Source organism: Stenotrophomonas sp. YJH_SMC_131, from assembly GCF_059367975.1.
In genome coordinates, this window is the sequence record NZ_JCAFRJ010000005.1 from 383,744 (window position 1) to 407,785 (window position 24,042).

Genomic DNA, 24,042 nt, shown 5'->3' on the forward strand with positions numbered 1-24,042 from the left:
GGCGTGGCGTGAACCCAAAAAAAGCCCGGTGGCCAGCCGGGCTTGAACCCATCCTGGGGGAGGGAAGGAATCAGGCCGCGTCGAGACTGGCGCGACGGGTCTGGGCCTTGATCAGGCGATCCATGGTGCGCAGCGAGCGGTCGCCGAGTGCGAGGGCGGAATCGACCCATACCTTGGTGATCTCCAGCAGTTCGTCGTAGCTGACCGGCTGGGCGATGGCGCGTGCGGCGTTCATCGCCAGATAGGACTGCGGCGTGCGCTGCTGCTGGCGGATCAGTTCCTCCACCGCCGCCCGGCCTTCGCCCTTCTTCACCAGCACGTCGACCACGCCCATGGCATGCATCTCCTCGGCACTGTAGACCCGGCCGTCGAGGATGATCTTCTCGGCCAGATGGGGGGACACGCGCCGGCACAGGAAGGAGTACGCACCCATGCCCGGGAACAGGCCGAACAGCACCTCCGGCAGGCCCAGTCCGCTGCCTTCCTCGGCGACGATGGTGTGGCAGGCCAGGGCCATTTCCAGGCCGCCGCCGAGGGCGTCACCCTGGATCAGCGCGATCGAACGGACGTCGCCGCCGAACCCGGTATGCAGGTGGTGCACGCCCTCCACGCAGCGCTGGGCGTAGTTCAGCAGGAGGTCGCGGTTGCCTTCGCGGATCAGGCGGGTGAACAGGTCCAGGTCGCCGCCCAGGTTGTAGGCGACGGCATCGGAGGCCAGCACGAAATGCCGCAATGTCCCGTTGTGGCGTTCGGCAGGGCTGCGGGTGATGGCCGCCATGTAGCTCCACATTTCGTCGAGCATGTCCTTGCGGCAGCAGGGACGGATCCCGGTGGCGGCATCGGCGTGCATGAACAGCCAGTGGGCAGCGCCGTCGGCGCTGTCTTCGGTACGGATGGTGGCGAACGGTGAGCCGCTTGAAGGCAGCTTTTCGATGGTACTCATGGAAGGGTCCTCGGCATGCGGCCCGCAGTGTCAGGTGGGTGGCCGGCGGGCCGAACGGTCCACACACGCGGCGATGCTACACCGCCTCAGCGGCGTCGCATGCGAAAGGGCCCGGGACGTTTCCGCCCCGGGCCCTGCACTGTCCAGATTGCCGCAAACCCTTACTGGGCGGGCGTATCGCGGAGTTCGCGACGGAGGATCTTGCCGACGTTGGTCTTCGGCAGCTCCTTTCGGAATTCAACGATTTTGGGGTGCTTGTAGCCGGTCAGGTTGGCCCGGGCATGCTCCTTGACCATTTCGGCGGTCAGGTTCGGGTCCTTCTTCACGATGACCACCTTCACCACCTCGCCGGACTTGTCGTCCGGGACGCCGACCGCGGCCACTTCCAGCACGCCCGGCATCATCGCGATCACGTCCTCGACTTCGTTCGGGTACACGTTGAAGCCGGACACCAGGATCATGTCCTTCTTGCGGTCGACGATGTAGAAGAAGCCGTGTTCGTCCATCTTGGCCATGTCGCCGGTATGCAGCCAGCCGTCCGCGTCGATGGCCTTGGCCGTTTCCTCCGGGCGCTGCCAGTAGCCCTTCATCACCTGCGGGCCCTTGATGCAGAGCTCGCCGACCTCGCCCAGCGGCAGGATGGCACTGTTGTCATCCTTGATGCAGGCATCGGTGGAGGGGATCGGCAGGCCGATCGAGCCGTTGTACTCGGTCAGGGTAAGCGGGTTGATGCAGGCTGCCGGCGAGGTCTCGGTCAGGCCATAGGCCTCGACCAGGGTCACGCCGGTGACCTTCTTCCAGCGCTCGGCGACGGCGCGCTGCACCGCCATGCCGCCGCCCAGGGTGACCTTCAGCGAGGAGAAGTCGACCGTGTCGAAACCGGGGGTGTTGAGCAGGCCGTTGAACAGCGTGTTGACGCCGGTGATGGCGGTGAAACGCACCGACTTGAGCTCCTTGACGAAGCCCTTCATGTCGCGCGGGTTGGTGATCAGGTGATTGCAGCCACCGAACTTCATGAAGACCAGCCCGTTCGCGGTCAGCGCGAAGATGTGGTACAGCGGCAGGGCGGTGATGATCCACTCCTTGCCCATCTCGATGCCGGACGCACTGATCCAGGCCGAGGCCTGCTGCATGTTGGCGATCAGGTTGCGGTTGGTCAGCATCGCGCCCTTGGCCACGCCGGTGGTGCCGCCGGTGTACTGCAGGAACGCGATGTCGTCGTGGTCGATCTCGACCTTGGGCAGGCTGTGGCGGCTGCCGAGCTTGAGCGCCTGGCGGAAGCGCACCGCGCCCTTGAGATGGTAGTTGGGCACCATCTTCTTGATGTACTTCAGCACGAAGTTGACGATCACGCCCTTGGCGCCGAGCAGGTCGCCAAGGCCGGTGGTGACCACATGCTTGACCGGCGTATCGGCGATGACCTGCTCGACGGTGTCGCCGAAGTTGTCGACCACCACCAGCGCGGTCACGCCGGCATCGACCAGCTGGTGCTTGAGCTCGCGGGCGGTGTACAGCGGGTTGACGTTGACCACGGTCAGGCCGGCGCGCAGCACGCCGAAGGTGGCCACCGGGTACTGCAGGCAGTTGGGCATCATCAGGGCGACGCGGTCACCCTTCTTGAGCTTGAGCTCACCGAGCAGGTAGGCCGCGAACTGTTCGACCAGCGCGTCGGTCTCGCCGTAGGTGAGGACCTTGCCGAAGCTGGAGTAGGCGGGACGGTCGCGGAATTTCGCGACGGAAGCGTCGAAGACCGAAGCTACCGAATGGAACTCGTTGACGTCGATCTCGGCGGGAACGCCTTTCGGATAGCTCTGCAGCCAGGGACGATCCAGACTCATATTCCCCCTCCAGGAATCGTGATGTATTAGGTCCGGCCCTGAGCGTATCGACAACGGCCGGTCATTGCAGCATACCCCGCCGTAGGGAAAACGCGAAGAGGCCCCGAAGAGCCTCCTTGCTGGGTAGTGCTGGCCGCTGGCCGGCATCTGCGCTGGACGGACCATACGATGGATGCCGGCCAGCGGCCGGCACTACCGTGGCCCCAAGCGGGCCGGCTGCGTCAACCCTGCTTGCGAACGGGTGCGCCGTTGGCCTTGTAGTACGGCGCGGTGCTACGGGCGAGCGGGGTGCGGCCGCGGATCACGTCGGCCAGCTTCTCGGCCATCATGATGGTCGGCGCGTTGAGGTTGCCGGTCACCACCTGCGGCATGATCGAGGCATCGACGATGCGCAGGCCTTCCAGCCCGTGTACGCGGCCCTGGCCATCGACCACCGCCATCGGATCGTCGGCATGGCCCATCTTGTTCGAGCACGACGGGTGATAGGCAGTCTCGGCGTGCTCGCGCACGAACGCATCGATCTGCGCGTCGGTCTGCAGCGCGCTTCCCGGCGAGATCTCGCGGCCGCTGTACGGGGCCAGCGCCGGCTGCGCGAAGATCTCGCGGGTGATGCGGATCGCCGCACGGAACTCGCGCCAGTCCTGGTCGTGCGACATGTAGTTGAACAGGATGCTCGGATGTTCGCGCGGGTCCTTCGAGCGCACGTGGATGCGGCCGCGGCTGGGTGAGCGCATCGAACCGACGTGCATCTGGAAGCTGTGCGCCTTGATCGGGTTGGAGCCGTTGTAATTGATCGCCACCGGCAGGAAGTGGTACTGCAGGTTCGGCCAGTCGAATTCGGCGTCGCTGCGGATGAAGCCACCGGCCTCGAACTGGTTGCTGGCGCCGATGCCGGTGCCCAGGAACAGCCACTCGGCACCGATCGCCGGCTGGTTGTACAGCTTCAGTGCCGGCGCCAGCGACACCGGCTTCTTGCACTCGTACTGCAGGTACATTTCGAGGTGGTCCTGCAGGTTGGCGCCGACGCCCGGCAGGTGGTGCACCAGGTCGATGTCCAGGCTGCGCAGCAGGTCGGCCGGGCCGACGCCCGAGCGCTGCAGGATCTGCGGCGAGGCGATGGCGCCGCCGCACAGCAGCACTTCGCGGCGGGCGGTGGCGCGCTGCGGCTGGTCGCTGTGCAGCCACTGCACGCCCACCGCACGCTTGCCCGAGAACAGGATGCGGTCGGTCAGCGCGTGGGTGACGATGGTCAGGTTCGGGCGCGGCTTGGCCAGGTCCAGGTAGCCGCGGGCGGTGCTGGAACGACGGCCCTTCGGGGTCACCGTGCGGTCCATCGGGCCGAAACCTTCCTGCTGGTAGCCGTTGAGGTCGTCGGTGCGCGGGTAGCCGGCCTGCACGCCGGCTTCGACCATCGCAGCGAACAGCTCGTTGTTGCCGGCCTTGGGCGTGGTAACGCGCAGCGGGCCGTCGCCACCGTGGTAGTCATTGGGGCCGATATCACGGGTTTCGGCCTTGCGGAAGTAGGGCAGGCAGTCCAGGTAGGTCCAGTCTTCCAGGCCCGGCATGCTGGCCCAGTTGTCATAGTCCATCGCGTTGCCGCGGATGTAGCACATGCCGTTGATCAGCGACGAGCCGCCCAGGCCCTTGCCGCGGCCGCAGTCCATGCGGCGGTTGTTCATGAAGGGCTCCGGATCGGTCTTGTACGCCCAGTTGTAGCGCTTGCCCTGCAGTGGGAAGGCCAGTGCCGCCGGCATCTGGGTACGGAAGTCGAGCCGGTAGTCCGGGCCACCGGCTTCCAGCAGCAGCACGCTGACATCGGCATCTTCGGTGAGGCGGGTAGCCAGCACGTTGCCGGCCGAACCGGCGCCGATGATGATGTAGTCGTACTCGTTGTGGGTGCTCATGGGTGTCTCCTGCAGGCCGGGGCGCGCTGCATGCAGGCGTCCCGGCGGGATGTCGGATCGGCGCGGTGGCCGGACGATGGGGCGTGCTGGCGGCGCGCCGGTCAGAACACGCTGGCGTAGTCGCCCAGCTCGACCTGCACCGACTTGATGCGGGTGTAGTGGCCGAGGGTCGAGATGCCGTTCTCGCGGCCGACGCCGGATTCCTTGTAGCCACCGACGGGCATTTCGGCCGGCGATTCGCCCCAGGTGTTGATCCAGCAGATGCCGGCTTCCAGGCGGTGGATGATGCGGTGGGCGCGGCTGACGTCCTTGCTGACCACGCCGGCGGCGAGGCCGAAGGTGGTGTCGTTGGCACGACGCACCACTTCGTCTTCGTCGTCGTAGGCGAGGATGCTCATCACCGGCCCGAAGATCTCTTCCCGGACAATCGTCATGTCATCGCGGCAGTCGGAGAACACGGTCGGCAGCACGTACGCGCCATTGGCCAGCGCGCCTTCGGTGGCACGGCCGCCGCCGGTCAGCAGGCGGGCGCCTTCGGCCTTGCCGCTTTCGATGTAGCGCAGCACGTTTTCCATGTGCGGGAAGCTGGTCAGCGGGCCGAAGTTGGTCTCGGCGGCCATCGGGTCGCCGATGCGGATGCGCTTGACGCGCTCGACAACGGCGGCCTCGAACGCGGCCAGCATGCTGCGCGGCACGAACACGCGGGTGCCGTTGGTGCAGACCTGGCCGGAGCTGAAGAAGTTGGCCATCACCGCGATGTCGGCGGCGCGGTCCAGATCGGCGTCATCGCAGATCACCAGCGGCGACTTGCCGCCCAGCTCCATGGTCACTTCCTTCAGCGACGAGGACGCCGCGCTGGCCATGACCTTCTTGCCGGTGGCGACGCCGCCGGTGAAGGAAATCTTCTCGATCACCGGGTGCTCGGTCAGCCACTGCCCGATCTCGCGGCCCGGGCCCTGCACGACGTTGAACACGCCGGCCGGCACGCCGGCTTCGGTGTAGATCTCGGCCAGCCGGATCGCGGTCAACGGGGTCACTTCGGACGGCTTGAACACCATCGCATTGCCGGCGGCGAGGGCCGGGGCCGACTTCCACATGGCGATCTGGATCGGGTAGTTCCAGGCGCCGATGCCGGCCACCACGCCCAGCGGTTCGCGGCGGGTGTAGAAGAAGCTCGATTCGCGCAGCGGCAGCTGGATGCCTTCGATGGCGGTGGCCAGGCCAGCGTAGTACTCGACCACGTCGGCGCCGGTGACGATGTCCACGGTGGTGGTCTCGGCCAGCGCCTTGCCGGTGTCCAGGGTTTCCAGGTGGGCCAGTTCGTCGTTGCGCTCGCGCAGGAGCTCGACGGCGCGGCGCAGGATGCGCGAGCGCTCCATGGCCGTCATCGCGGCCCACACCTTCTGGCCTTCGGCCGCGCTCTGCACGGCGCGCTCGACGTCGGCCTGGCTGGCAACCTGCACTTCGGCGATCACCTCACCGGTGGCCGGGTTGACGGTCTTGAAGGTCTTGCCGCTGGTGGCATCGACGCGCTGGCCGTGGATGTAGAGCTGTTGGACGGGCAGGGTGGTCATGGGGCGTACTCCTTGGAAGGGGGCGGGTGCTGAAGCGCTTATAGCGCGGCAGCCTGCAACTGGAAGTCGATGTAGCCGTAGGCGATGCGCCGCGACTTGTCGGCGTTGAACTGGCCGCCGACCAGGCTGCCACGCAGCCACAGGCCGTCGATCATCGCGGCCAGGCCACGGGCGGCCAGGCGGGCCTGCGGGTGGGGCAGCAGGCGGTTGAACTGGTGGCACAGGTTGGAGAACAGGCGCTGGTCGTTGGCGCGCTGCAGCCGGGCCAGTTCCGGCTGGTGCATGCTGGCGGCCCAGAACGTGAGCCAGACGCGCATTGCCGTACCGTTGATCTGGCTGTCGTCGAAGTTGCCATCGACGATGGCACGCAACTGCTCGCGGGGGTCATCGCTGGCCTCGGCGCGGTAGCGGGCGACGGCGTCCTTCAGTTCGCGCAGGATCTGCCGCATTGCAGCATTGAGCAGGCCGTCCTTGTCGCCAAAGTAGTGGGCGACGATGCCGCTGGACAGCCCTGCCTTCTTCGCGATGGTGGCGACGGTCGCGTCGGCCATGCCGATCTCGTCGATGGTCTGGAAAGTGGCCCGGATCAGCTGTTCGCGCCGTACCGGTTCCACGCCTTTCTTCGGCATTGTCTCTCCACGGATTGCGACCCGAAGGATCGGCTGCCCGCCATTATGCTTTTTATTGATTGAACGTTCAATCAATAAACCCTAGGATGCGCTCGCGCCCCACGCCATGGGCCCGGTTTACCGGTCCGGCCCCGCCCATGTGCTCCCCCGGACTGATGAGACGATCCCATGTCTTCCCTGGCTCATCCCAAGCGTTCGCCCCTGCGCTTGAACCGTTTTGTCTTTCTCAGCTCCTCGGTGTCGATCGGCATCCTCGGGCTGCTCACCGTTCTCTATCCCGAAGGCAGCGAGCACTGGCTGCAATGGGCGCAGGCCGAGGTGTCGGCCGCGTTCGGCTGGTGGTACATGCTGCTGATCGTGCTGTGCCTGGGCTTCGTGCTGTGGCTGGCGTTCTCGCCGTATGGCCGCATCCGCCTGGGCCACAACGAGGAGTCACCGGCGTTTGGCTACGTTGCCTGGGTCTCGATGCTGTTCTCGGCCGGCATCGGCATCGCGCTGCTGTACTACGGTGCCTACGAGCCGCTGGACCATTTCCTGCATCCGCCCGGGCAACCCGGCGGGACCGTGGCCGCCGGCCGCGAAGCGATGGTGCTGACCTTCCTGCACTGGGGCCTGCACGGCTGGGCGCTGTACGCGCTGGTCGGCGTGGCGCTGGGCTACTTCGCGTACCGCCGCGACCTGCCGCTGGCGCTGCGCTCGGCGCTGTACCCGATCTTCGGTGAGCGCATCCACGGTCGCATCGGCGACATGGTCGATGGTTTCGGCATCCTGGCCACGCTGATCTCGATGGTGACCAATCTCGGCATCGGCGCGCTGGTGGTGCAGTCCGGCCTGGTCTACCTGTTCCACATCCCGGATACGCCGCAGGTGCTGGTGGCCATCGTGCTGGTGATGATGGTGGTGGCCACCATCGGCGTGGTCGCCGGTGTGGAAAAGGGCATTGCCTGGCTGTCCAACCTCAACGTGCGCCTGCTGTGTGGCCTGCTGCTGTTCGTGCTGGTCACCGGCCCGACCCTGCACCTGTTCGACGGTCTGATCCAGAACACCGGCGATTACCTTGGCGCGTTCGTGCGCAAGAGCTTCGACATGTACCTCAACGACCCGAAGGGCCGTGAGTGGATGGGCTCGTGGACGCTGTTCTACTGGGCCTGGTGGATCGCCTGGGCGCCGTTCGTCGGCCTTTTCGTGGCGCGCATCTCGCGTGGCCGCACCATCCGCGAAGTGATCATGGGCGTGCTGCTGATCCCGCTCGGCTTCACCTTGGCCTGGCTGTCGATCTTCGGCAACACCGCCATCGACCTGGTGCTCAACCACGGCCAGGCGATCCTGGGTGAGGTGGCCCAGCACGATGCGGCGATGACGCTGTTCAAGCTGCTGGAATACCTGCCCGGCGCGCCGTACGTTGCCGGTGCGGCGGTGGTGATCGGCTTCGTGCTGTTCCTGACCCCGGTCGACTCGGGCACGCTGATGATCGCCAACCTGTGCACCCGTCGCGTTGACGATGGTGTGGAAGACGGCCATGACGCGCCGATCTGGCTGCGCGTGTTCTGGGCGGCCGGCATTACCGTGGCCAGCGTCGGCCTGCTGCTGGCCGGCAATTTCAGTGCGATGCAGACGGCGGTGGTGCTGTGTGGCCTGCCGTTCTCGTTCACCCTGGCGTTCTACATGTGGGGCCTGCTGAAGGCGCTGCGCACCGACCCGGACGCACCCCGCCGCTGAGCGCGTCTGTAGAGCCGAGCCCATGCTCGGCTGCTGTTGGCGCAGAAGCAGCCGAGCGCAGGCTCGGCTCTACAGGGGGGCATCGCAGACGGAAACGGCCGGACCCGCAAGGATCCGGCCCTTTTCCGTTACTTGGCTGCCAGCTGGCGCAGCACGTACTGCAGCAGGCCGCCATGACGGAAGTACTCGACTTCCTTCGGGGTCAGCAGCATCACCGAGACCTCGAAGGTCTTCTTCGTGCCATCGGCCTTGGTCGCGGTGACCGTGGCGCGCTTGCTGGCACCGTCCTGCAGGCCGGTGATGTCGATCACTTCCGAGCCGTCCAGGCCAAGGCTCTGCGCGTTCTCGCCGTTGCGGAACTGCAGCGGCAGCACGCCCATGCCGACCAGGTTGGAGCGGTGGATGCGCTCGAAGCTTTCGGCGATGACCGCCTTCACCCCCAGCAGCAGGGTGCCCTTGGCCGCCCAGTCGCGCGACGAACCGGTGCCGTATTCCTTGCCGGCCAGCACCACCAGCGGCACCTTGTCGGCCTTGTACTTCATGGCCGCATCGTAGATCGCCAGCTTCTCCGGCTGGCCACCGCCGGCGGGGTAGTACAGGGTGTTGCCGCCTTCCTCGCCACCGAACATCAGGTTCTTGATGCGGATGTTGGCGAAGGTGCCGCGGACCATGACGTCATCGTTGCCGCGGCGGCTGCCGTAGCTGTTGAAGTCGGCCGGCTGCACGCCGCGTTGCTGCAGGAAGCGGCCCGCCGGCGAGTCCTTCTTGATGTTGCCGGCCGGGGAGATGTGGTCGGTGGTGATCGAATCGCCGAACAGGCCCATCACGCGTGCGCCGTGCACGTCGTCGATGCTGCCGGTCTGCATGGTCATGCCATCGAAGTACGGCGGGTTCTTGATGTAGGTGGAGGCATCGCTCCACGCGTACAGGTTGCCGTCCGGCGAGGCGATGGTGTTCCAGCGGGTGTCGCCCTTGAACACGTCGGCGTAGTTCTGCTTGAACATCTCCGGGCCGATGGTGGCGGCGATGACATCGCCGATTTCCTTGTTGCTCGGCCAGATGTCGCGCAGGAACACCGGCTGGCCATCGCTGCCGGTGCCCAGCGGCTGGGTGGTCAGGTCGATGTCGGTGGTGCCGGCGATGGCATAGGCCACCACCAGCGGCGGGCTTGCCAGGTAGTTCATCTTCACTTCGGGGTGCACGCGACCCTCGAAGTTGCGGTTGCCCGACAGCACCGAGGTGACCACCAGGTCGCCGGTGGCGATGCCGGCGCTGACTTCGGTCGGCAGCGGGCCGGAGTTGCCGATGCAGGTGGTGCAGCCGTAGCCGACCACGTAGAAGCCGATCTTCTCCAGCTCCTTCAGCACGCCGGCCTTTTCCAGGTAGTCCGTGACCACGCGCGAGCCCGGCCCGAGCGAGGTCTTCACCCACGGCTGGCGGTTCAGGCCCTTGGCGGCCGCATTGCGGGCCAGCAGGCCGGCACCGATCATCACCGCCGGGTTGGAGGTATTGGTGCAGGAGGTGATGGCGGCGATGACCACCGCGCCATCCTTCAGCCGCACCTTGCGGCCTTCGATCTCGATGTCGGCGAAGCCCTTGGCCAGCTGCTCGTTGCCGACCGCCGCGCCGCCGCCTTCATTGACGAACGAGGAAACATCATCACTGCGCTTGTCGCGGTTGCTGGTCATGCCAACCAGTGCTTCGCGGTAGTTCTTCTGCACGTCCTCCAGCAGCACGCGGTCCTGCGGACGCTTCGGGCCGGCCAGCGACGGCTTCACCGTGCCCATGTCCAGTTCCAGCGTGGTGCTGTACTGGGCATGCGGGCTGCCCGGTTCGTGCCACAGGCCCTGTGCCTTGGCATAGGCTTCGACCAGGTCGATCTGCTCTTCGCTGCGGCCGGACAGGCGCAGGTAGTTCAGCGATTCGGCGTCGATCGGGAAGATGCCGCAGGTGGCGCCGTACTCCGGGGCCATGTTGCCGATGGTGGCACGGTCGGCCAGCGGCAGGTGCTGCAGGCCGTCACCGTAGAACTCGACGAACTTGCCGACGACGCCCAGCTTGCGCAGCATCTGGGTGACGGTCAGCACCAGGTCCGTAGCGGTGGCACCCTCGGGCAGCTTGCCGGTCAGCTTGAAGCCGACCACCTGCGGAATCAGCATCGACGACGGTTGGCCGAGCATGGCGGCCTCGGCTTCGATGCCGCCCACGCCCCAGCCAAGCACGCCGATGCCGTTGATCATGGTGGTGTGGCTGTCGGTACCGAACACGGTATCGGGGTAGGCGACCGCCTTGCCGTCCTTGTCGGCGGTCATCACTACGCGGGCCAGGTTCTCCAGGTTCACCTGGTGGACGATGCCGGTGTTCGGCGGCACCACCTTGAAGTTGTCGAAGGCCTTCTGGCCCCAGCGCAGGAAGCCGTAGCGTTCCTGGTTGCGCTGGAACTCGATCTTGCCGTTGAGGTCCAGCGCGTCCGGCTTGCCGAACACATCGACCTGCACCGAGTGGTCGATGACCAGTTCGGAGGGGATCTGCGGGTTGATCTGCTCCGGCGAGCCGCCCAGCTTGACGACCGCGTCGCGCATCGCGGCCAGGTCGACCACGCAGGGCACGCCGGTGAAGTCCTGCAGGACCACGCGCGCCGGCATGAAGGCGATCTCGGTGTCCGGCTCGGCCGCCGGGTTCCAGCGGGCCACGGCTTCGATGTGGTCCTTGCCGACGGTGATACCGCCGTCCTCGTGCCGGAGCAGGTTCTCCAGCAGGATCTTCATCGAGTAGGGCAGGTGGGAGATATCGAAGCGCTGGCCCAGCGTGGGCAGGCTGAAGTAGTCGTAGGTCTTGCCGCCGACGTTCAGCTGGCTGCGGGTGGAGAACGAATCGCTCATGCGGGGTAACTCCTTCTTGCGGATGGCTTGCAGTGGCCCGCGCATGGGCGGGCCTGCTTGCGGTCGCCGCGGGCCTGACGGCCCCGGTCGTCCCAGTATGAACCTCAGACTGAATGGATTCATCCGGGCCGGGTCCCGGCCTGCGGCATCGGTTCCAGACTACAGGGGAAGGTGTATGGCGTATGTCACGTTTGTGGCCGATCCTTTGCGAGGCAAGGGCTGGCGGGGCGCCGGTCCTGTTCAGGGTGGAAGTATGCCCGGGGAAGTATGTATAATTTGTGCATACTCTGGAGGGCCTACCGATGGAAGCCACTGTTGCAGAACGCGGACAGATCACCCTGCCCAAGGCGGTGCGTGATGCCCTCGGCCTGACCAAGGGCACGCTGCTGAAGGTCGAGCTGGACGGCAGCCGCATCATCCTGCGCAAGAGTGTTGACGATGCGATTTCACGGGCGCGCGGCAAGTTTGCGCTGGACGGCTTCGAATCGTCCGACGCAGCGGTACGCGCGGTGCGTGACGAGGAATAAGCCGTGATGATCGCCGTCGATTCACCGGTGCTGGTCGAGCTGCTCAGCAATGGTCCGCAGGCCGATGCCGTGGAAGCCATCCTCCGGCAGAGCCTGGTCGGTGGCCGCGTGGTGGTCTGTGGCGCGACCCTGGCCGAGGTCTGCGCATCGCTGCGCGGCGGCGCCGAGGTGCTCGAAGCGCTGGAAGAAATGGGCGTGCACTTCAACCCGATGGAAGCCAAGTCGGCGCTGCGCGCCGGCGAGATGCACCGCCGTCATCGCCAGCGTGGCGGCAGCCGCCGCAGCCTGGACGAATTCATGGTCGGCGCCCACGCACTGCTGCAGTGTGACGGCCTGATCACCTGGAACGACACGTTTTACCGCGACTACTTCAAGGGCCTGAAGCTGATCGTGCCGCACGCCTGAGCCCACTTTGTTATTTCAACCTACGCATTACCCGGGAGTTGTCATGTTGGAAGCCTACCGCCACCACGTCGCCGAGCGCGCTGCGCTTGGCATCCCGCCGCTGCCGCTGAGCGCGCAGCAGACGGCCGATGTCATCGAACTGCTGAAGAACCCGCCGCAGGGCGAGGCCGAGTTCCTGCTCGACCTGCTGACCCATCGCGTGCCGGCCGGTGTCGATGACGCGGCCAAGGTCAAGGCCTCGTACCTGGCGGCGATCGCCCTGGGCAGCGAGCAGAACCCGCTGATCAGCCGCGAGCGCGCCACCGAACTGCTGGGCACCATGCTCGGCGGTTACAACGTCGCCCCGCTGGTGCAGTTGCTGGACGACGCCAGCGTCGGCACCATCGCCGCCAACGGCCTGAAGAAGACCCTGCTGGTGTTCGATGCGTTCCATGACGTGCAGGAAAAGGCCAAGGCCGGCAACGCCAACGCCCAGGCCGTGCTGCAGAGCTGGGCCGATGCCGAGTGGTTCACCAGCAATCCGGAAGTGCCGCAGAGCCTGACCGTCACCGTGTTCAAGGTGCCGGGCGAGACCAACACCGACGACCTGTCGCCGGCACCGGACGCGACCACCCGCCCGGACATTCCGATGCACGCCCTGGCGATGCTGAAGAACAAGCGCGACGATGCGCCGTTCACCCCGGAAGAAGACGGCAAGCGCGGCCCGATCCAGCAGATCCTGTCGCTGAAGGAAAAGGGCCACCTGGTTGCCTACGTCGGCGACGTGGTCGGCACCGGTTCCTCGCGCAAGTCGGCCACCAACAGCGTGCTGTGGTGGACCGGCGATGACATTCCGTTCATCCCGAACAAGCGCGCCGGTGGCGTCTGCCTGGGCGGCAAGATCGCCCCGATCTTCTACAACACCATGGAAGATGCCGGCGCGCTGCCGATCGAGCTGGACGTGTCGAAGATGGAACACGGCGATGTGGTCGAGCTGCGTCCGTATGAAGGCAAGGCGCTGAAGAACGGTGAAGTGATCGCCGAGTTCCAGGTCAAGTCCGACGTGCTGTTCGACGAAGTGCGTGCCGGTGGCCGCATTCCGCTGATCATCGGCCGTGGCCTGACCGGCAAGGCGCGCGAAGCGCTGGGCCTGGCCCCGACCGATCTGTTCCGCCTGCCGGTGCAGCCGGTCGACACCGGCAAGGGCTTCTCGCTGGCGCAGAAGATGGTCGGCCGCGCCTGTGGCCTGCCGGAAGGCCAGGGCATGCGCCCGGGCACCTACTGCGAACCGAAGATGACCTCGGTGGGCTCGCAGGACACCACCGGCCCGATGACCCGCGACGAGCTGAAGGACCTGGCCTGCCTGGGCTTCTCGGCCGACCTGGTGATGCAGTCGTTCTGCCATACCGCCGCGTACCCGAAGCCGGTGGACGTGAAGACCCACCACACCCTGCCGGAGTTCATCTCCACCCGTGGCGGCGTCTCGCTGCGCCCGGGCGACGGCGTGATCCACAGCTGGCTCAACCGCATGCTGCTGCCGGACACCGTCGGCACCGGTGGTGACTCGCACACCCGTTTCCCGGTGGGTATTTCGTTCCCGGCCGGTTCGGGCCTGGTCGCCTTCGCCGCGGCCACCGGCGTGATGCCGCTGGACATGCCGGAGTCGGTGCTGGTGCGCTTCAAGGGCAAGATGCAGCCGGGCGTGACCCTGCGTGACCTGGTCAACGCGATCCCGCTGTACGCGATCAAGTCGGGCCTGCTGACCGTGGCCAAGGCTGGCAAGAAGAACATCTTCTCCGGTCGCATCCTGGAAATCGAAGGCCTGCCGGAGCTGAAGGTCGAACAGGCGTTCGAGCTGTCCGATGCCTCGGCCGAGCGTTCGGCGGCCGGTTGCTCGGTGCGCCTGAACAAGGAACCGATCATCGAGTACCTGACCAGCAACATCACGCTGCTGAAGTGGATGATTGCCGAGGGTTACCAGGACCCGCGTTCGCTGCAGCGTCGCATCGAGAAGATGGAAGCGTGGCTGGCCAACCCGCAGCTGCTGGAGCCGGATGCCGACGCCGAATACGCCGCCGTCATCGAGATCGACCTGGCCGACATCCACGAGCCGATCGTGGCCTGCCCGAACGACCCGGACGACGTGAAGACCCTGTCCGAAGTGGCCGGCGCCAAGATCGACGAAGTGTTCATCGGTTCGTGCATGACCAACATCGGTCACTTCCGCGCCGCTGCGAAGCTGCTGGAAGGCAAGCGTGACCTGCCGACCCGCCTGTGGGTGGCCCCGCCGACCAAGATGGATGCTTCGGAGCTGACCAAGGAAGGCGTGTACGGCACCTTCGGCGCTACCGGCGCGCGCATGGAAATGCCGGGCTGCTCGCTGTGCATGGGCAACCAGGCGCAGATCCGCGAAGGCTCCACCGCGATGTCGACCTCGACCCGCAACTTCCCGAACCGCTTGGGCCGCAACACCAACGTGTACCTGGGTTCGGCGGAACTGGCGGCGATCTGCTCGCGCCTGGGCCGCATCCCGACCAAGGAGGAGTACATGGCGGACATCGGCGTGATCAACGCCAATGGCGCGGAGATCTACCGCTACATGAACTTCGACCAGATCGAGGAATACCAGGACGTGGCCAAGACGGTCGCTGCCTGATGCGGTAGTGCCGGCCGCTGGCCGGCATCTCGTTGAAATGAAGAACCCCCGGTGAAAGCCGGGGGTTTTTTGTGGACAGGGCACTTTCGGAGAAATTGTATGTCTCTGGCGACGCATGGCGCCTACCGTGGATGCCCACCATTCGGGTCTTGCCTGAGATGCGCCATTCATTTCTGCTGACGACTCCCAGCCCTGCCCATCGCCGCAGCGTCATCACCCAGGCCTTCGGGGCTCTGCTGGCCTCCGCACTTCTGACCATGGCGCCATCGGTCGGCGCAACGCCGGCGTCTGCGATGCCGCTGTCTATCAAGCCGCCGCCCCGTCTCGACAGGACTACACGCCACAGCCTCTGTCATGAGGGTCGCTGCGTGGTGCTGGATGGCACGGGCCGGCAACTGGTCGAGCATCGGGGAATGCAATACCTCCGCCCCTTCAAAAATGGGGTGGCGGTCTTCGAAAGGGGGGAGAACAGGGGCGTCATGAATTCAGAAGGGCGTATCGTCCTTGAAGCGCATTACGACTCGGTTGAGGCACATGGCAACGGGATGATCGAAGCCAAGGTATTGCTGCGGAGCCCGCCCAAGGCGTACACGCGAATCGACTTCTTCAATGCACGAGGCCGATTGGTGCGTCGGTTTGAGGAGAAAGGCGAGATCGATCTCCTGCGCTCGGCGTCCTGGGCAGGAAACCCGGCTGTAGAACTCTGCAACAGTGAAAAGCGGCGCTGCACGACCCACTTCCTTGACGCAAAGGGCAGGTCCGGTCCCGTTTTCAGTGTCTTTGGTAGCTTTGGTCCCGTGGGTCATGAGGGGGAAGTGGCCATCGCTTCGCGCGATGGTGTCCACTTTGGCCTGGTTGATCGATCACTGGCAGGCATAGGGCGCCAGGACTACGATCAGATGACCTTCAACAGTTCGGGTTTCGCGCTCGCCACCCAGGGCGGGAACGACACGGTGCTGGATCCCCACGGGGTGCAAGTGGCGCCCATGGGTCGATATCGGTTCAAGTTTGGTCGGGGTGGGTACCTGCTTTCTGCGGTAGCCGAAGACGGCCAGTGCCTGCATTTCACGCGCGCGGGTTTGATGTTTCCGACGCCTGCAGGCCACTGTATGAAGACAGATGAGTTCGCTGAACGAGTGGGGTATGTAATCTTCAGTTCGGAAGATGATGAATACGTTGTAGGCCTGGATGGGTCGCTGCGCTCCCTGCAACGCGCTGCAGGCCTGCATCCGTTGAACCGCAGGATCGTCGAGTATCAAAAGCCCGGCGAAGCGGGGGTGCGTTTCATGATGCTGGAAGATGGCAGCATCTCGTCTTCCCTGTACTACCGACTTGCGCCTTTTCAAACCGCGGAAGGACTGGATGACCAACTGCTGTTGGCCCAAGCCGATGGAGGATGGGGTGTAATAGATGCTACGGGTGCTTGGCTGATTCCTCCTCGTTACCGTCGAATAAGACCATTGGGTCCGAATCTGGTCGCGGCATTCGAACGGCCGGGATATGACCCCGGGTATCACATACTCGATCTGCGTGGCAATGCGGTGGCTGATTTCACGCTGCATGATCCCTTACCGGATTTTTTGGCGGATGGAACAAGAGTCTATGCGCTCTCACTACGTGGCCGTTGGGGTCTTCTGGATGAGTCGGGGCGGTGGAGGCTGGCGCCCCGCTACGGCTACGTGAATGTTTCGAAAGGCCTGGTTTCAGTGCGTGAGCGAAACAGTGCCGGTGATATTACGGTTAATTTTCTTGACCCGGACACAGAAACGACGCTGTTCGAACAGGGATTTCTATCGATTCATTCTCGACCGGATGGTCTGTTTGAGACGTTGAAGACAGATCAGACCTTGGAGCTGATCAAGCTCGACGGGACCGTTCTGGGGCGTCTGCATCCTCGTCCCAGCCAATAGTCGGACCATTGACTGCCTGGTATGGCTGGAGCCTGGTGCGATCCAAATGGAAAATCTGGGCGTGTTGGAAACAACGCAACGCTCAGGCTTCCGGCGCTACTGCACGGTCCAGTCTGCGCTGCCTTCCAGCCGACGGCCGCCGATCAGCACGTTGCCGCTCTTACCGGAGACATCCATCTCGAACCAAGGCAGTCCATCACGGTCAAGTGGACGCACGTAGGCCTGGCGCTTTGCACGGTTGAATTCGATGTAGTAGCGGCGATGCACGTTGGGGTACGGCGGGATAGACGGGCCTTTCCAGCTGACGCTTACCGCGCCGGGATCTTCGCGACCCACCAGCATCAGCATGAAGAACACATCACCCTGCTTGGCCTCGAAGTAGAACAGATCGCCACTGGCGCTGGCGGGTGCCAGTGGCAATGAAAGCAGTACGGCCGCCAGGGCGGCCTTCCATATGCCTTTGATCATGTGCAGCATTCCTTGTGCAATACCGCTATCAAAGCACACATGCGGGTAGCGCGTTGAAACGAAGAACCCCGATGAAAGCCGGCACCTTTTCTTGTTGCCTGATGGCCTGTAGCGCCGAGTCCATGCTTGGCTGCTTTCGTGCGATGCGCGATGAGTCGAGCGCGGCTCGACTCTACAAAGTCATCCACGCATGGCGTGGATCTACTGCCCGCGGAGTCCTTGAGCCGGGGCGCGCTATCAGCCGCGAGCGAGCGCCAGCAGCCGCTCGGCAATCCGCTCCAGCGGCACCTGTTCCTCAGCCGCCCCCAGCTTGAACGCGGCGCCGGGCATGCCCCAGACCACGCTGGTGGCTTCGTCCTGCACCAACGTCGGCGCGCCGGCCTGGCGCATTTCCAGCAGGCCGCGTGCACCGTCATCGCCCATGCCGGTGAGGATGGCGCCGATGGCGTTGCCACCGGCGTTCTGCGCGACCGAACGGAACAGCACGTCCACTGCCGGCTTGTGGCGGTTCACTGCCGGGCCATCGTCGACGCGGCAGCGCCAGCGCGCACCGTCGCGGATGATCCGCAGGTGCTTGCCGCCCGGCGGCAGGTAGGCGTGGCCAGGCAGCACTGCTTCGCCATCGCTGGCCTCGCGCACGGCCATCGCCGAGTGCCGGTCCAGGCGTTCGGCGAAGGCACTGCTGAAGCTGGCCGGCAGGTGCTGGGTCATCACCACGGCGGGCGCGTCGGCAGGCATGCCTTCCAGCACCACGCGCAGCGCTTCGGTGCCGCCCGCCGAGGAGCCGATCGCGATCAGCCGGTCGGTGGTGCGGAACTGCGGCGCGGCCGGGCGTATCGCGGGCGCGGCGTCCAGCATGAGCTTCGGCGCGGCAGCGCGCACCAGCGGACGTACCCGCGAGCGCGCCGCCATCTTGACCTTGGCGATGATCTCGTCGGCGTAGCCCTGCAGGCCGCGGGCCACGTCCAACTTCGGCTTGGATACGAAATCCACGGCGCCCAGCGCCAGTGCCTGCAGGGTGGTGTCGGCGCCGCGCTCGGTCAGCGAGGAGATCATCACCACCGGCAACGGGTGCAGGCGCATCAGGTTTTCCAGGAACGCCAGCCCGTCCATGCGCGGCATTTCCACGTCCAGGGTGATCACGTCCGGGGCCAGTCGCTTGATCTTTTCACGGGCCAGCAGCGGGTCGGCGGCGGTGCCGACCACGTCGATGGCGGGATCGCTGGACAGGATCTCGGTGAGCATCTGGCGCACGACGGCAGAGTCGTCGACGATCAGCACCCGGCAGGGGGCGTTGCCGGTAGAGGTCATTCGAACAGCTCCACGCCACCGGTGACCGGCGCCTTGGACAGGCGCGCACGCACCGCCGATTCGGTGGCGGCCACTTCGGCCTCATGCGCATGCGGCAGGCGCTGCACCACCACGCGGCCGGTGTCGGCGAAGAACCAGATCTTGCGCGGATGGATGCCGCACAGGTCCTCGGCGATGATCGGGATGTGCTCGGCCTGCAGGTACTGGCGCACGAACTCGGCGTTGCGGGTGCCCACTGGATTGCTGGTGAAGCCCTTGAGCACGTTGGCGCCGCCGAACACCTTGGCTTCGATGCGCTTGCGGTGGGCGCCCCGCTTGAGCATGTCGTTGATCAGCAGTTCCATCGCATAGCTGCCGTAGCGTGCGGGTGCGCCGTCACCGGCGTTGCCCTCCGGCAGCAGGAAGTGGTTCATGCCGCCGATCTTCAGCACCGGGTCGCGCAGGCACGCCGCCACGCAGGAGCCCAGCGTGGTGGTCAGCGCAGTGGTGTCATCGACCACCAGGTACTGGGTCGGCAGCAGCTTGGCGGCGATGGTCTGGAAGCGCGCATCCTGGTAGCGCATCACATCGTCGGTACGCAGCGAGGCATTCATGCGCCGGCCTTTGCCGCACGGCGGTACAGGGTGCGGCCGCAGGGCTGGATCAGGTCGGCGGCGTGCAGGTAGTTCTCCGAATGGCCGGTGTAGAGCAGGCCGTCATCGGCCAGGTGCTGGACCAGGCGACCGAGGATGGCGCGCTGGGTCGGCTTGTCGAAGTAGATCATCACGTTGCGGCAGAACAGCGCGTCGAACGGGCCGCCGACGTCGTAGCGCGGGGCGAGCAGGTTCAATGGGCGGAACTCGATCAGTTCGCGCAGCGCCGGCAGCACGCGGCACTGGCCCTCGTTGGGGCCGCTGCCGCGCTGGAAGTAGCGGCGGCGCAGGTCCGGATCGAGGCTGGCGACGCGATCGATGTTGTAGACGCCGCGGCCGGCGGTGGCCAGCACCTGGGTATCGACGTCGGTGGCAATGATGCGTACCGGCGGCTTCAACGTGCCGAAGGCCTCGCAGGCGGTGATCGCCATCGAGTAGGGTTCTTCGCCGGTGGACGCCGCGCACGACCACAGCAGCAGTGGGGTGCGGCTGGAGCGCTGCTGGAGTTCCTCGCGCAGCTTGTCGAAGTGATGCGGTTCGCGGAAGAACGAGGTCAGGTTGGTGGTCAGGGCGTTGGTGAACGCCTGCCATTCGTCACCATCTTCCTGCTCCAGATGGTCCAGGTACTGCTGGAAGCTGCGCATGCCCAGCGTGCGCAGGCGGCGCGACAGGCGGCCATAGACCATGTCGCGCTTTGCCGGCGCGAGGGCGATGCCCACGCGCTGGTAGATCAGGTCGCAGACGCGGCGGAAATCGCGGTCGGCGAACTCGAATTCGCGCGGGCCGGTGACGATGGGGGTAGGACTTTGCACGGGGGACGTGTCCATCGGCGGGGGCGGCGGCCGAAGCCGCCACGGTGGGTCTCAGAATTCCTGCCAGTCGCTGTCGCTGGCGGCGAAGGTGCTGGCGTTGCTGCTACGACGTGGCGGTATCGATGCAGGTGCTGCCGCACGGCTTGGCTGCGGAGGTGCCACGGTGGTGACTCTCGCCGGCTCGACCCGCGCGGCAACGGCCTGCATCGCGGCCGAGACCTGATTGTCGAGCCGGAAGATCGCCACGGCATCTGCAAGCTGTGCGGCTTGGTCTTCCATCGCACGTGCGGCGGCGGTGGCTTCCTCCACCAGTGCGGCGTTCTGCTGGGTGGTCTCGTCCATCTGCACCACGGTCTGGTTGACCTGCTCGATCCCCGCGCTCTGTTCCTGCGAAGCAGCGGAAATCTCGGCCATGATGTCGGTAACGCGCTGCACCGAGGCGACGATCTCGCCCATGGTGCTGCCGGCCTGATGGACCAGGCTGGAGCCTTCGGCGACCTTGCCGACCGAATCATCGATCAGGCCCTTGATCTCCTTGGCCGCCGCAGCCGAACGCTGGGCGAGAGTGCGCACTTCGCTGGCAACCACGGCGAAGCCGCGGCCCTGTTCACCGGCACGCGCGGCTTCCACGGCGGCATTCAGCGCCAGGATGTTGGTCTGGAACGCAATGCCGTCGATGACGCTGATGATCTCGGCGATCTTCTTGGACGAGGCTTCGATGGCGGACATGGTGGTGACCACCTGGCCGACCACCTCGCCGCCCTGCGAGGCGACACCATGCGCGCCGATGGCGAGCTGGTTGGCCTGGCGGGCATGCTCGGCGTTCTGGCGCACGGTGGAGGTCAGTTCCTCCATCGAGGCTGCGGTTTCTTCCAGGTTGGCGGCCTGCTGCTCGGTCCGGCGCGACAGGTCGCTGTTGCCGGAGGCGATCTCGCCGGCGGCCAGGGTGATGCTGGAGGCGCTGGCCTGGATCTGGCCGACGATCTGGGTCAGCTGTGCAACGGTGGTGTTGGCATCGTCGCGCATGCGTGCGAACACGCCCTGGTAGTCGCCGTGCATGCGTGCGGTCAGGTCACCTTCGGCGATGGCCGACAGCAGCTGCGAGAGCTTGCCGAGGTTGTCATCGCTGACCGCCATCATCGCGTTGAGGTTCTCCAGCATCAGGCGGAAATCGTGATCGAAGCGCTGCGCATCGCCACGGAGGCTGAAGTCGCCGGCGGCGGCGGCGCTGGCCAGCTGCTTGATCTCGGCATTGATGCGGCCGAGGTTGGCCTTGACCGTATCAACGGTGGTTGTCATCGCGGCCTTTTCGCCCGGGTAGCGTGCAATGTCGCGGCTGAGATCGCCAACCGCGTACTGCTGCACCACGTCCAGCACGTCGTGCAGGGTCTGCAGGTGGCCGCCGACCAGGGCGTTGGTTTCCTGCACCATCAGCCCGTACTCGCCGGGGAAGGCGCTGGCGTCGATGCGGTAGCTCAGTTCGCCACCGTCGTGACGGCGCGCCATTTCGCGCTGGCCGGTGATGACTGCATGCAGCTGCTGCTGCATGCCGGCCATGGCCTCCAGCAGGCGGCCGGTTTCGTCGTGCGGCTGCGGGCCGATGTGGCTGTCCAGCTTGCCGCCGGCGATGCCTTCGGCCACGGCGGTGGCCTGCTTCAGCGGCACGGCGATGCGGTTGCCGATGACCCAGCTCAGGGCCAGCACGATCAGCACCAGTACGCCACCAGAGACCGCCATGATGGCGGTGAACACCAGCGCCTGTTTCTGCACGTCGTCCATGTAGACGCCGCTGCTGACCACCCAGTTCCAGGGCGCGAACAGGCCGGCATAGGCGACCTTCTCGACCTCGCCCTTGCTGCCCGGCTTGGCCCAGCGGTAGTTGACGAAGCCGCCGCCGGCGCGAGCCGCTTCGACCTGGTCGTAGTAGATCCGGACGCCGTCGTCGGTGCGGAAGTCCTTCATGTCCTTGCCGACCAGGTCCTTGCGGAACGGGTGCATCAGCAGGCGGTAGCCGGTGTCGTAGATGTTGAAGTAGTAGGTATCGTTCCCGGCGCGCATGACCTCCAGCGCCTGCAGCGCGGCGCTCTTGGCGGCCTCTTCGCTGAGCTCGCCGGTACCGGCCAGGCGGTGGTAGTGCTGCAGGATGCCGTAGCTCAGTTGGACCTGGGTCTTCAGCGCGCTCTTGCGGGTTTCGGTCAGGTCCAGGTACTGCATGCGGGCGGCGATCACCGAGAGCGCGATCACGCCGAGCGCGATGAGCAGCGTCAGCAGGTTGAGCTTGCGCCGGACGGAAAGATTGCGGAAGTAGTGTTGCCAGCGATGCAGGAGATTCATCGAGCAGGACCAGGTCGAAGCGGGCGGGCGGCGCCGTGCCGGTCAGCGGCGGGATACGCCGTGACAACCCCGTTATCGGCCGCGCGGGCGGGGGATTGAGGTGCGGTGTCCGAACGTATTCAGGTTTCCTTGCAGCGGCGGCTGCGGCGCTGCCTGCGGCAGGCTTTTGAAGCAACGGCAACGGCAACGGCAGGTCATGGCGATCGGTAGCTACGGGTTGGCCGGGTCGGGATGGGCAGGCAGGACACGCCGTGAACCCATCCATGGGGGCTCGATGGCGCCATCCATGGCGCCAACGGTCCTGCCTGCCCACCCCGACCCGGCCCGCCAGGGCTTCACTTCGGCGGACGGCAAGAGCATTGGGTTTCCAGGTGGAAAGAGCGGTCAGATCCGTTTTCCTGCGGAAAACGGATCTGACCCCGGAAGTGACCTGGCTTTTGTCTTTTGCTCTTCTTTCTTCAATCCGGGGTGGACGCGCACGGGAAGTGTCCGTGGCCGGGAGGGTGGGTTGCGCAGGGGCGTGAGCCGCATGGGGTCGAGGCATGCCTCGGGCGGGTTGGGCAGGACGCCCAACCCCGGTCTTGCCGTGTGCGCAGGACAGTGCACACGTGCAAGCGGCGACCGAGCTTACAGAGACGTACTTGCAGCGTCCCCTGCGCAACCCATCCTCCCGGCCCAAACGAAGGAAGTCCGCCGCTCTCAGCGACCACCTCGAGGGGCTTCGCCGTTGGCTGGATAATCAGATACCCCGTAAACAAAAACGCCCCAGCACAGGGCCAGGGCGTTCTCGTAACTCAGGTCAGGCAGGCATCAGAACTCCTGCCAGTCCCCGTCGGCCAGTTCGGTGGCCATCGGGCGACCACCCGCCGTGCGGCGGGCCGGCGGGGCAGCCGGGGCCGGGGCAGCCGGTGCAGCGGCGCGCGGCGCCGGGGCGGTGACGCGCGGGGCGGCGACGACCTCGGCTTCGTCCACCACGAAGATCGACACGGCCTCGCTGAGGTGGCCGGCCTGTTCTTCCATCGCACGTGCGGCGGCGGTGGCTTCTTCCACCAGCGCGGCGTTCTGCTGCGTGGTTTCGTCCATCTGCACCACGGTCTGGTTGACCTGCTCGATGCCGGCACTCTGTTCCTGCGAGGCGGCAGAGATCTCGGCCATGATGTCAGTCACACGCTGCACCGAGGCGACGATCTCGCCCATGGTCGCGCCGGCCTTGTGCACCAGCGCCGAGCCGTCGTTGACCTTGCCGACCGAGTCGTCGATCAGGCCCTTGATCTCCTTGGCGGCCGCGGCCGAGCGCTGCGCGAGGGTGCGCACTTCGCTGGCGACCACGGCGAAGCCGCGGCCCTGTTCGCCGGCACGGGCGGCTTCCACTGCGGCGTTCAGCGCCAGGATGTTGGTCTGGAAGGCAATGCCGTCGATGACCGAGATGATCTCGGCGATCTTCTTCGACGAGGCTTCGATGGCCGACATGGTGGTGACCACCTGGCCGACCACGTCACCGCCCTGCGAGGCGACACCG

Annotated in this window: 17 protein-coding genes; 5 read left to right on the top strand and 12 right to left on the bottom strand. The window is 65.8% G+C overall.

Annotated features, from left to right (window positions below; genetic code table 11):
* Positions 1-70: 70 nt before the first annotated feature.
* From AC5P56_RS13300 to betI, 5 genes are all read right to left on the bottom strand, one after another.
* Positions 71-943, bottom strand: a complete 873-nt coding sequence (locus tag AC5P56_RS13300) for a crotonase/enoyl-CoA hydratase family protein (protein WP_014647007.1) — start codon at positions 941-943, stop codon at positions 71-73.
* Positions 944-1,104: 161 nt separating this feature from the next.
* A complete protein-coding gene (locus tag AC5P56_RS13305) occupies positions 1,105-2,781 on the bottom strand; it encodes a long-chain fatty acid--CoA ligase (RefSeq protein WP_014647008.1) in 1,677 nt (558 codons plus the stop codon).
* 221 nt (positions 2,782-3,002) lie between these two features.
* Positions 3,003-4,685: a choline dehydrogenase gene (gene betA / locus AC5P56_RS13310; protein WP_014647009.1), complete on the bottom strand. Its 1,683-nt coding sequence runs from the start codon at positions 4,683-4,685 to the stop codon at positions 3,003-3,005.
* Positions 4,686-4,786: 101 nt separating this feature from the next.
* Positions 4,787-6,259: a betaine-aldehyde dehydrogenase gene (gene betB / locus AC5P56_RS13315; RefSeq protein ID WP_014647010.1), complete on the bottom strand. Its 1,473-nt coding sequence runs from the start codon at positions 6,257-6,259 to the stop codon at positions 4,787-4,789.
* Between the two features lie 38 nt (positions 6,260-6,297).
* Complete coding sequence (gene betI / locus AC5P56_RS13320; RefSeq protein WP_014647011.1) at positions 6,298-6,888, bottom strand: transcriptional regulator BetI; 591 nt, start codon at positions 6,886-6,888, stop codon at positions 6,298-6,300.
* A 168-nt stretch (positions 6,889-7,056) separates the two neighbouring features.
* On the opposite strand from betI, the gene AC5P56_RS13325 reads away from it, so the two are divergent.
* Positions 7,057-8,607, top strand: a complete 1,551-nt coding sequence (locus AC5P56_RS13325; protein WP_014647012.1) for a BCCT family transporter — start codon at positions 7,057-7,059, stop codon at positions 8,605-8,607.
* A 128-nt stretch (positions 8,608-8,735) separates the two neighbouring features.
* Here AC5P56_RS13325 and acnA read toward each other — a convergent pair whose 3' ends face one another.
* Positions 8,736-11,489 (bottom strand): aconitate hydratase AcnA, encoded by a 2,754-nt coding sequence (gene acnA / locus AC5P56_RS13330; protein WP_445978987.1) that lies wholly within the window; start codon positions 11,487-11,489, stop codon positions 8,736-8,738.
* A gap of 302 nt (positions 11,490-11,791) precedes the next feature.
* Between acnA and AC5P56_RS13335 the strand changes: the two genes are divergently transcribed.
* The 4 genes from AC5P56_RS13335 to AC5P56_RS13350 all read left to right on the top strand — a co-directional run bounded on the left by AC5P56_RS13335 (position 11,792) and on the right by AC5P56_RS13350 (position 16,966).
* Positions 11,792-12,016: an AbrB/MazE/SpoVT family DNA-binding domain-containing protein gene (locus AC5P56_RS13335; RefSeq protein WP_005409505.1), complete on the top strand. Its 225-nt coding sequence runs from the start codon at positions 11,792-11,794 to the stop codon at positions 12,014-12,016.
* 6 nt (positions 12,017-12,022) lie between these two features.
* Positions 12,023-12,421, top strand: coding sequence for a type II toxin-antitoxin system VapC family toxin (locus AC5P56_RS13340; protein WP_005416402.1), 399 nt, complete (start codon positions 12,023-12,025; stop codon positions 12,419-12,421).
* Positions 12,422-12,464: 43 nt separating this feature from the next.
* Positions 12,465-15,056 (top strand): bifunctional aconitate hydratase 2/2-methylisocitrate dehydratase, encoded by a 2,592-nt coding sequence (gene acnB / locus AC5P56_RS13345; RefSeq protein ID WP_241886778.1) that lies wholly within the window; start codon positions 12,465-12,467, stop codon positions 15,054-15,056.
* A gap of 158 nt (positions 15,057-15,214) precedes the next feature.
* Positions 15,215-16,966, top strand: a complete 1,752-nt coding sequence (locus AC5P56_RS13350) for a WG repeat-containing protein (RefSeq protein ID WP_241887019.1) — start codon at positions 15,215-15,217, stop codon at positions 16,964-16,966.
* A gap of 96 nt (positions 16,967-17,062) precedes the next feature.
* Here the strand turns inward: AC5P56_RS13350 and AC5P56_RS13355 are convergent, their stop codons facing one another.
* From AC5P56_RS13355 to AC5P56_RS13380, 6 genes are all read right to left on the bottom strand, one after another.
* Entirely contained in the window at positions 17,063-17,434 is a 372-nt protein-coding gene (locus AC5P56_RS13355) for a hypothetical protein (protein WP_134731698.1), read from the bottom strand.
* Between the two features lie 237 nt (positions 17,435-17,671).
* Positions 17,672-18,745, bottom strand: coding sequence for a protein-glutamate methylesterase/protein-glutamine glutaminase (locus tag AC5P56_RS13360; protein ID WP_197606439.1), 1,074 nt, complete (start codon positions 18,743-18,745; stop codon positions 17,672-17,674).
* Positions 18,742-19,338, bottom strand: a complete 597-nt coding sequence (cheD, locus tag AC5P56_RS13365; RefSeq protein WP_014037083.1) for a chemoreceptor glutamine deamidase CheD — start codon at positions 19,336-19,338, stop codon at positions 18,742-18,744. The genes AC5P56_RS13360 and cheD overlap by 4 nt, the downstream gene beginning before the upstream one ends.
* Positions 19,335-20,204 carry a CheR family methyltransferase gene (locus AC5P56_RS13370; protein ID WP_049416359.1) on the bottom strand — a complete coding sequence of 290 codons (870 nt, stop codon included), beginning with the start codon at positions 20,202-20,204 and terminating at the stop codon, positions 19,335-19,337. Before AC5P56_RS13370 ends, cheD begins: the two co-directional genes overlap by 4 nt.
* Before the next feature lie 36 nt (positions 20,205-20,240).
* Entirely contained in the window at positions 20,241-22,523 is a 2,283-nt protein-coding gene (locus tag AC5P56_RS13375) for a methyl-accepting chemotaxis protein (RefSeq protein WP_495231726.1), read from the bottom strand.
* An 810-nt stretch (positions 22,524-23,333) separates the two neighbouring features.
* A partial coding sequence (locus AC5P56_RS13380; RefSeq protein WP_495231727.1) for a methyl-accepting chemotaxis protein occupies positions 23,334-24,042 on the bottom strand: 709 nt, incomplete at its 5' end.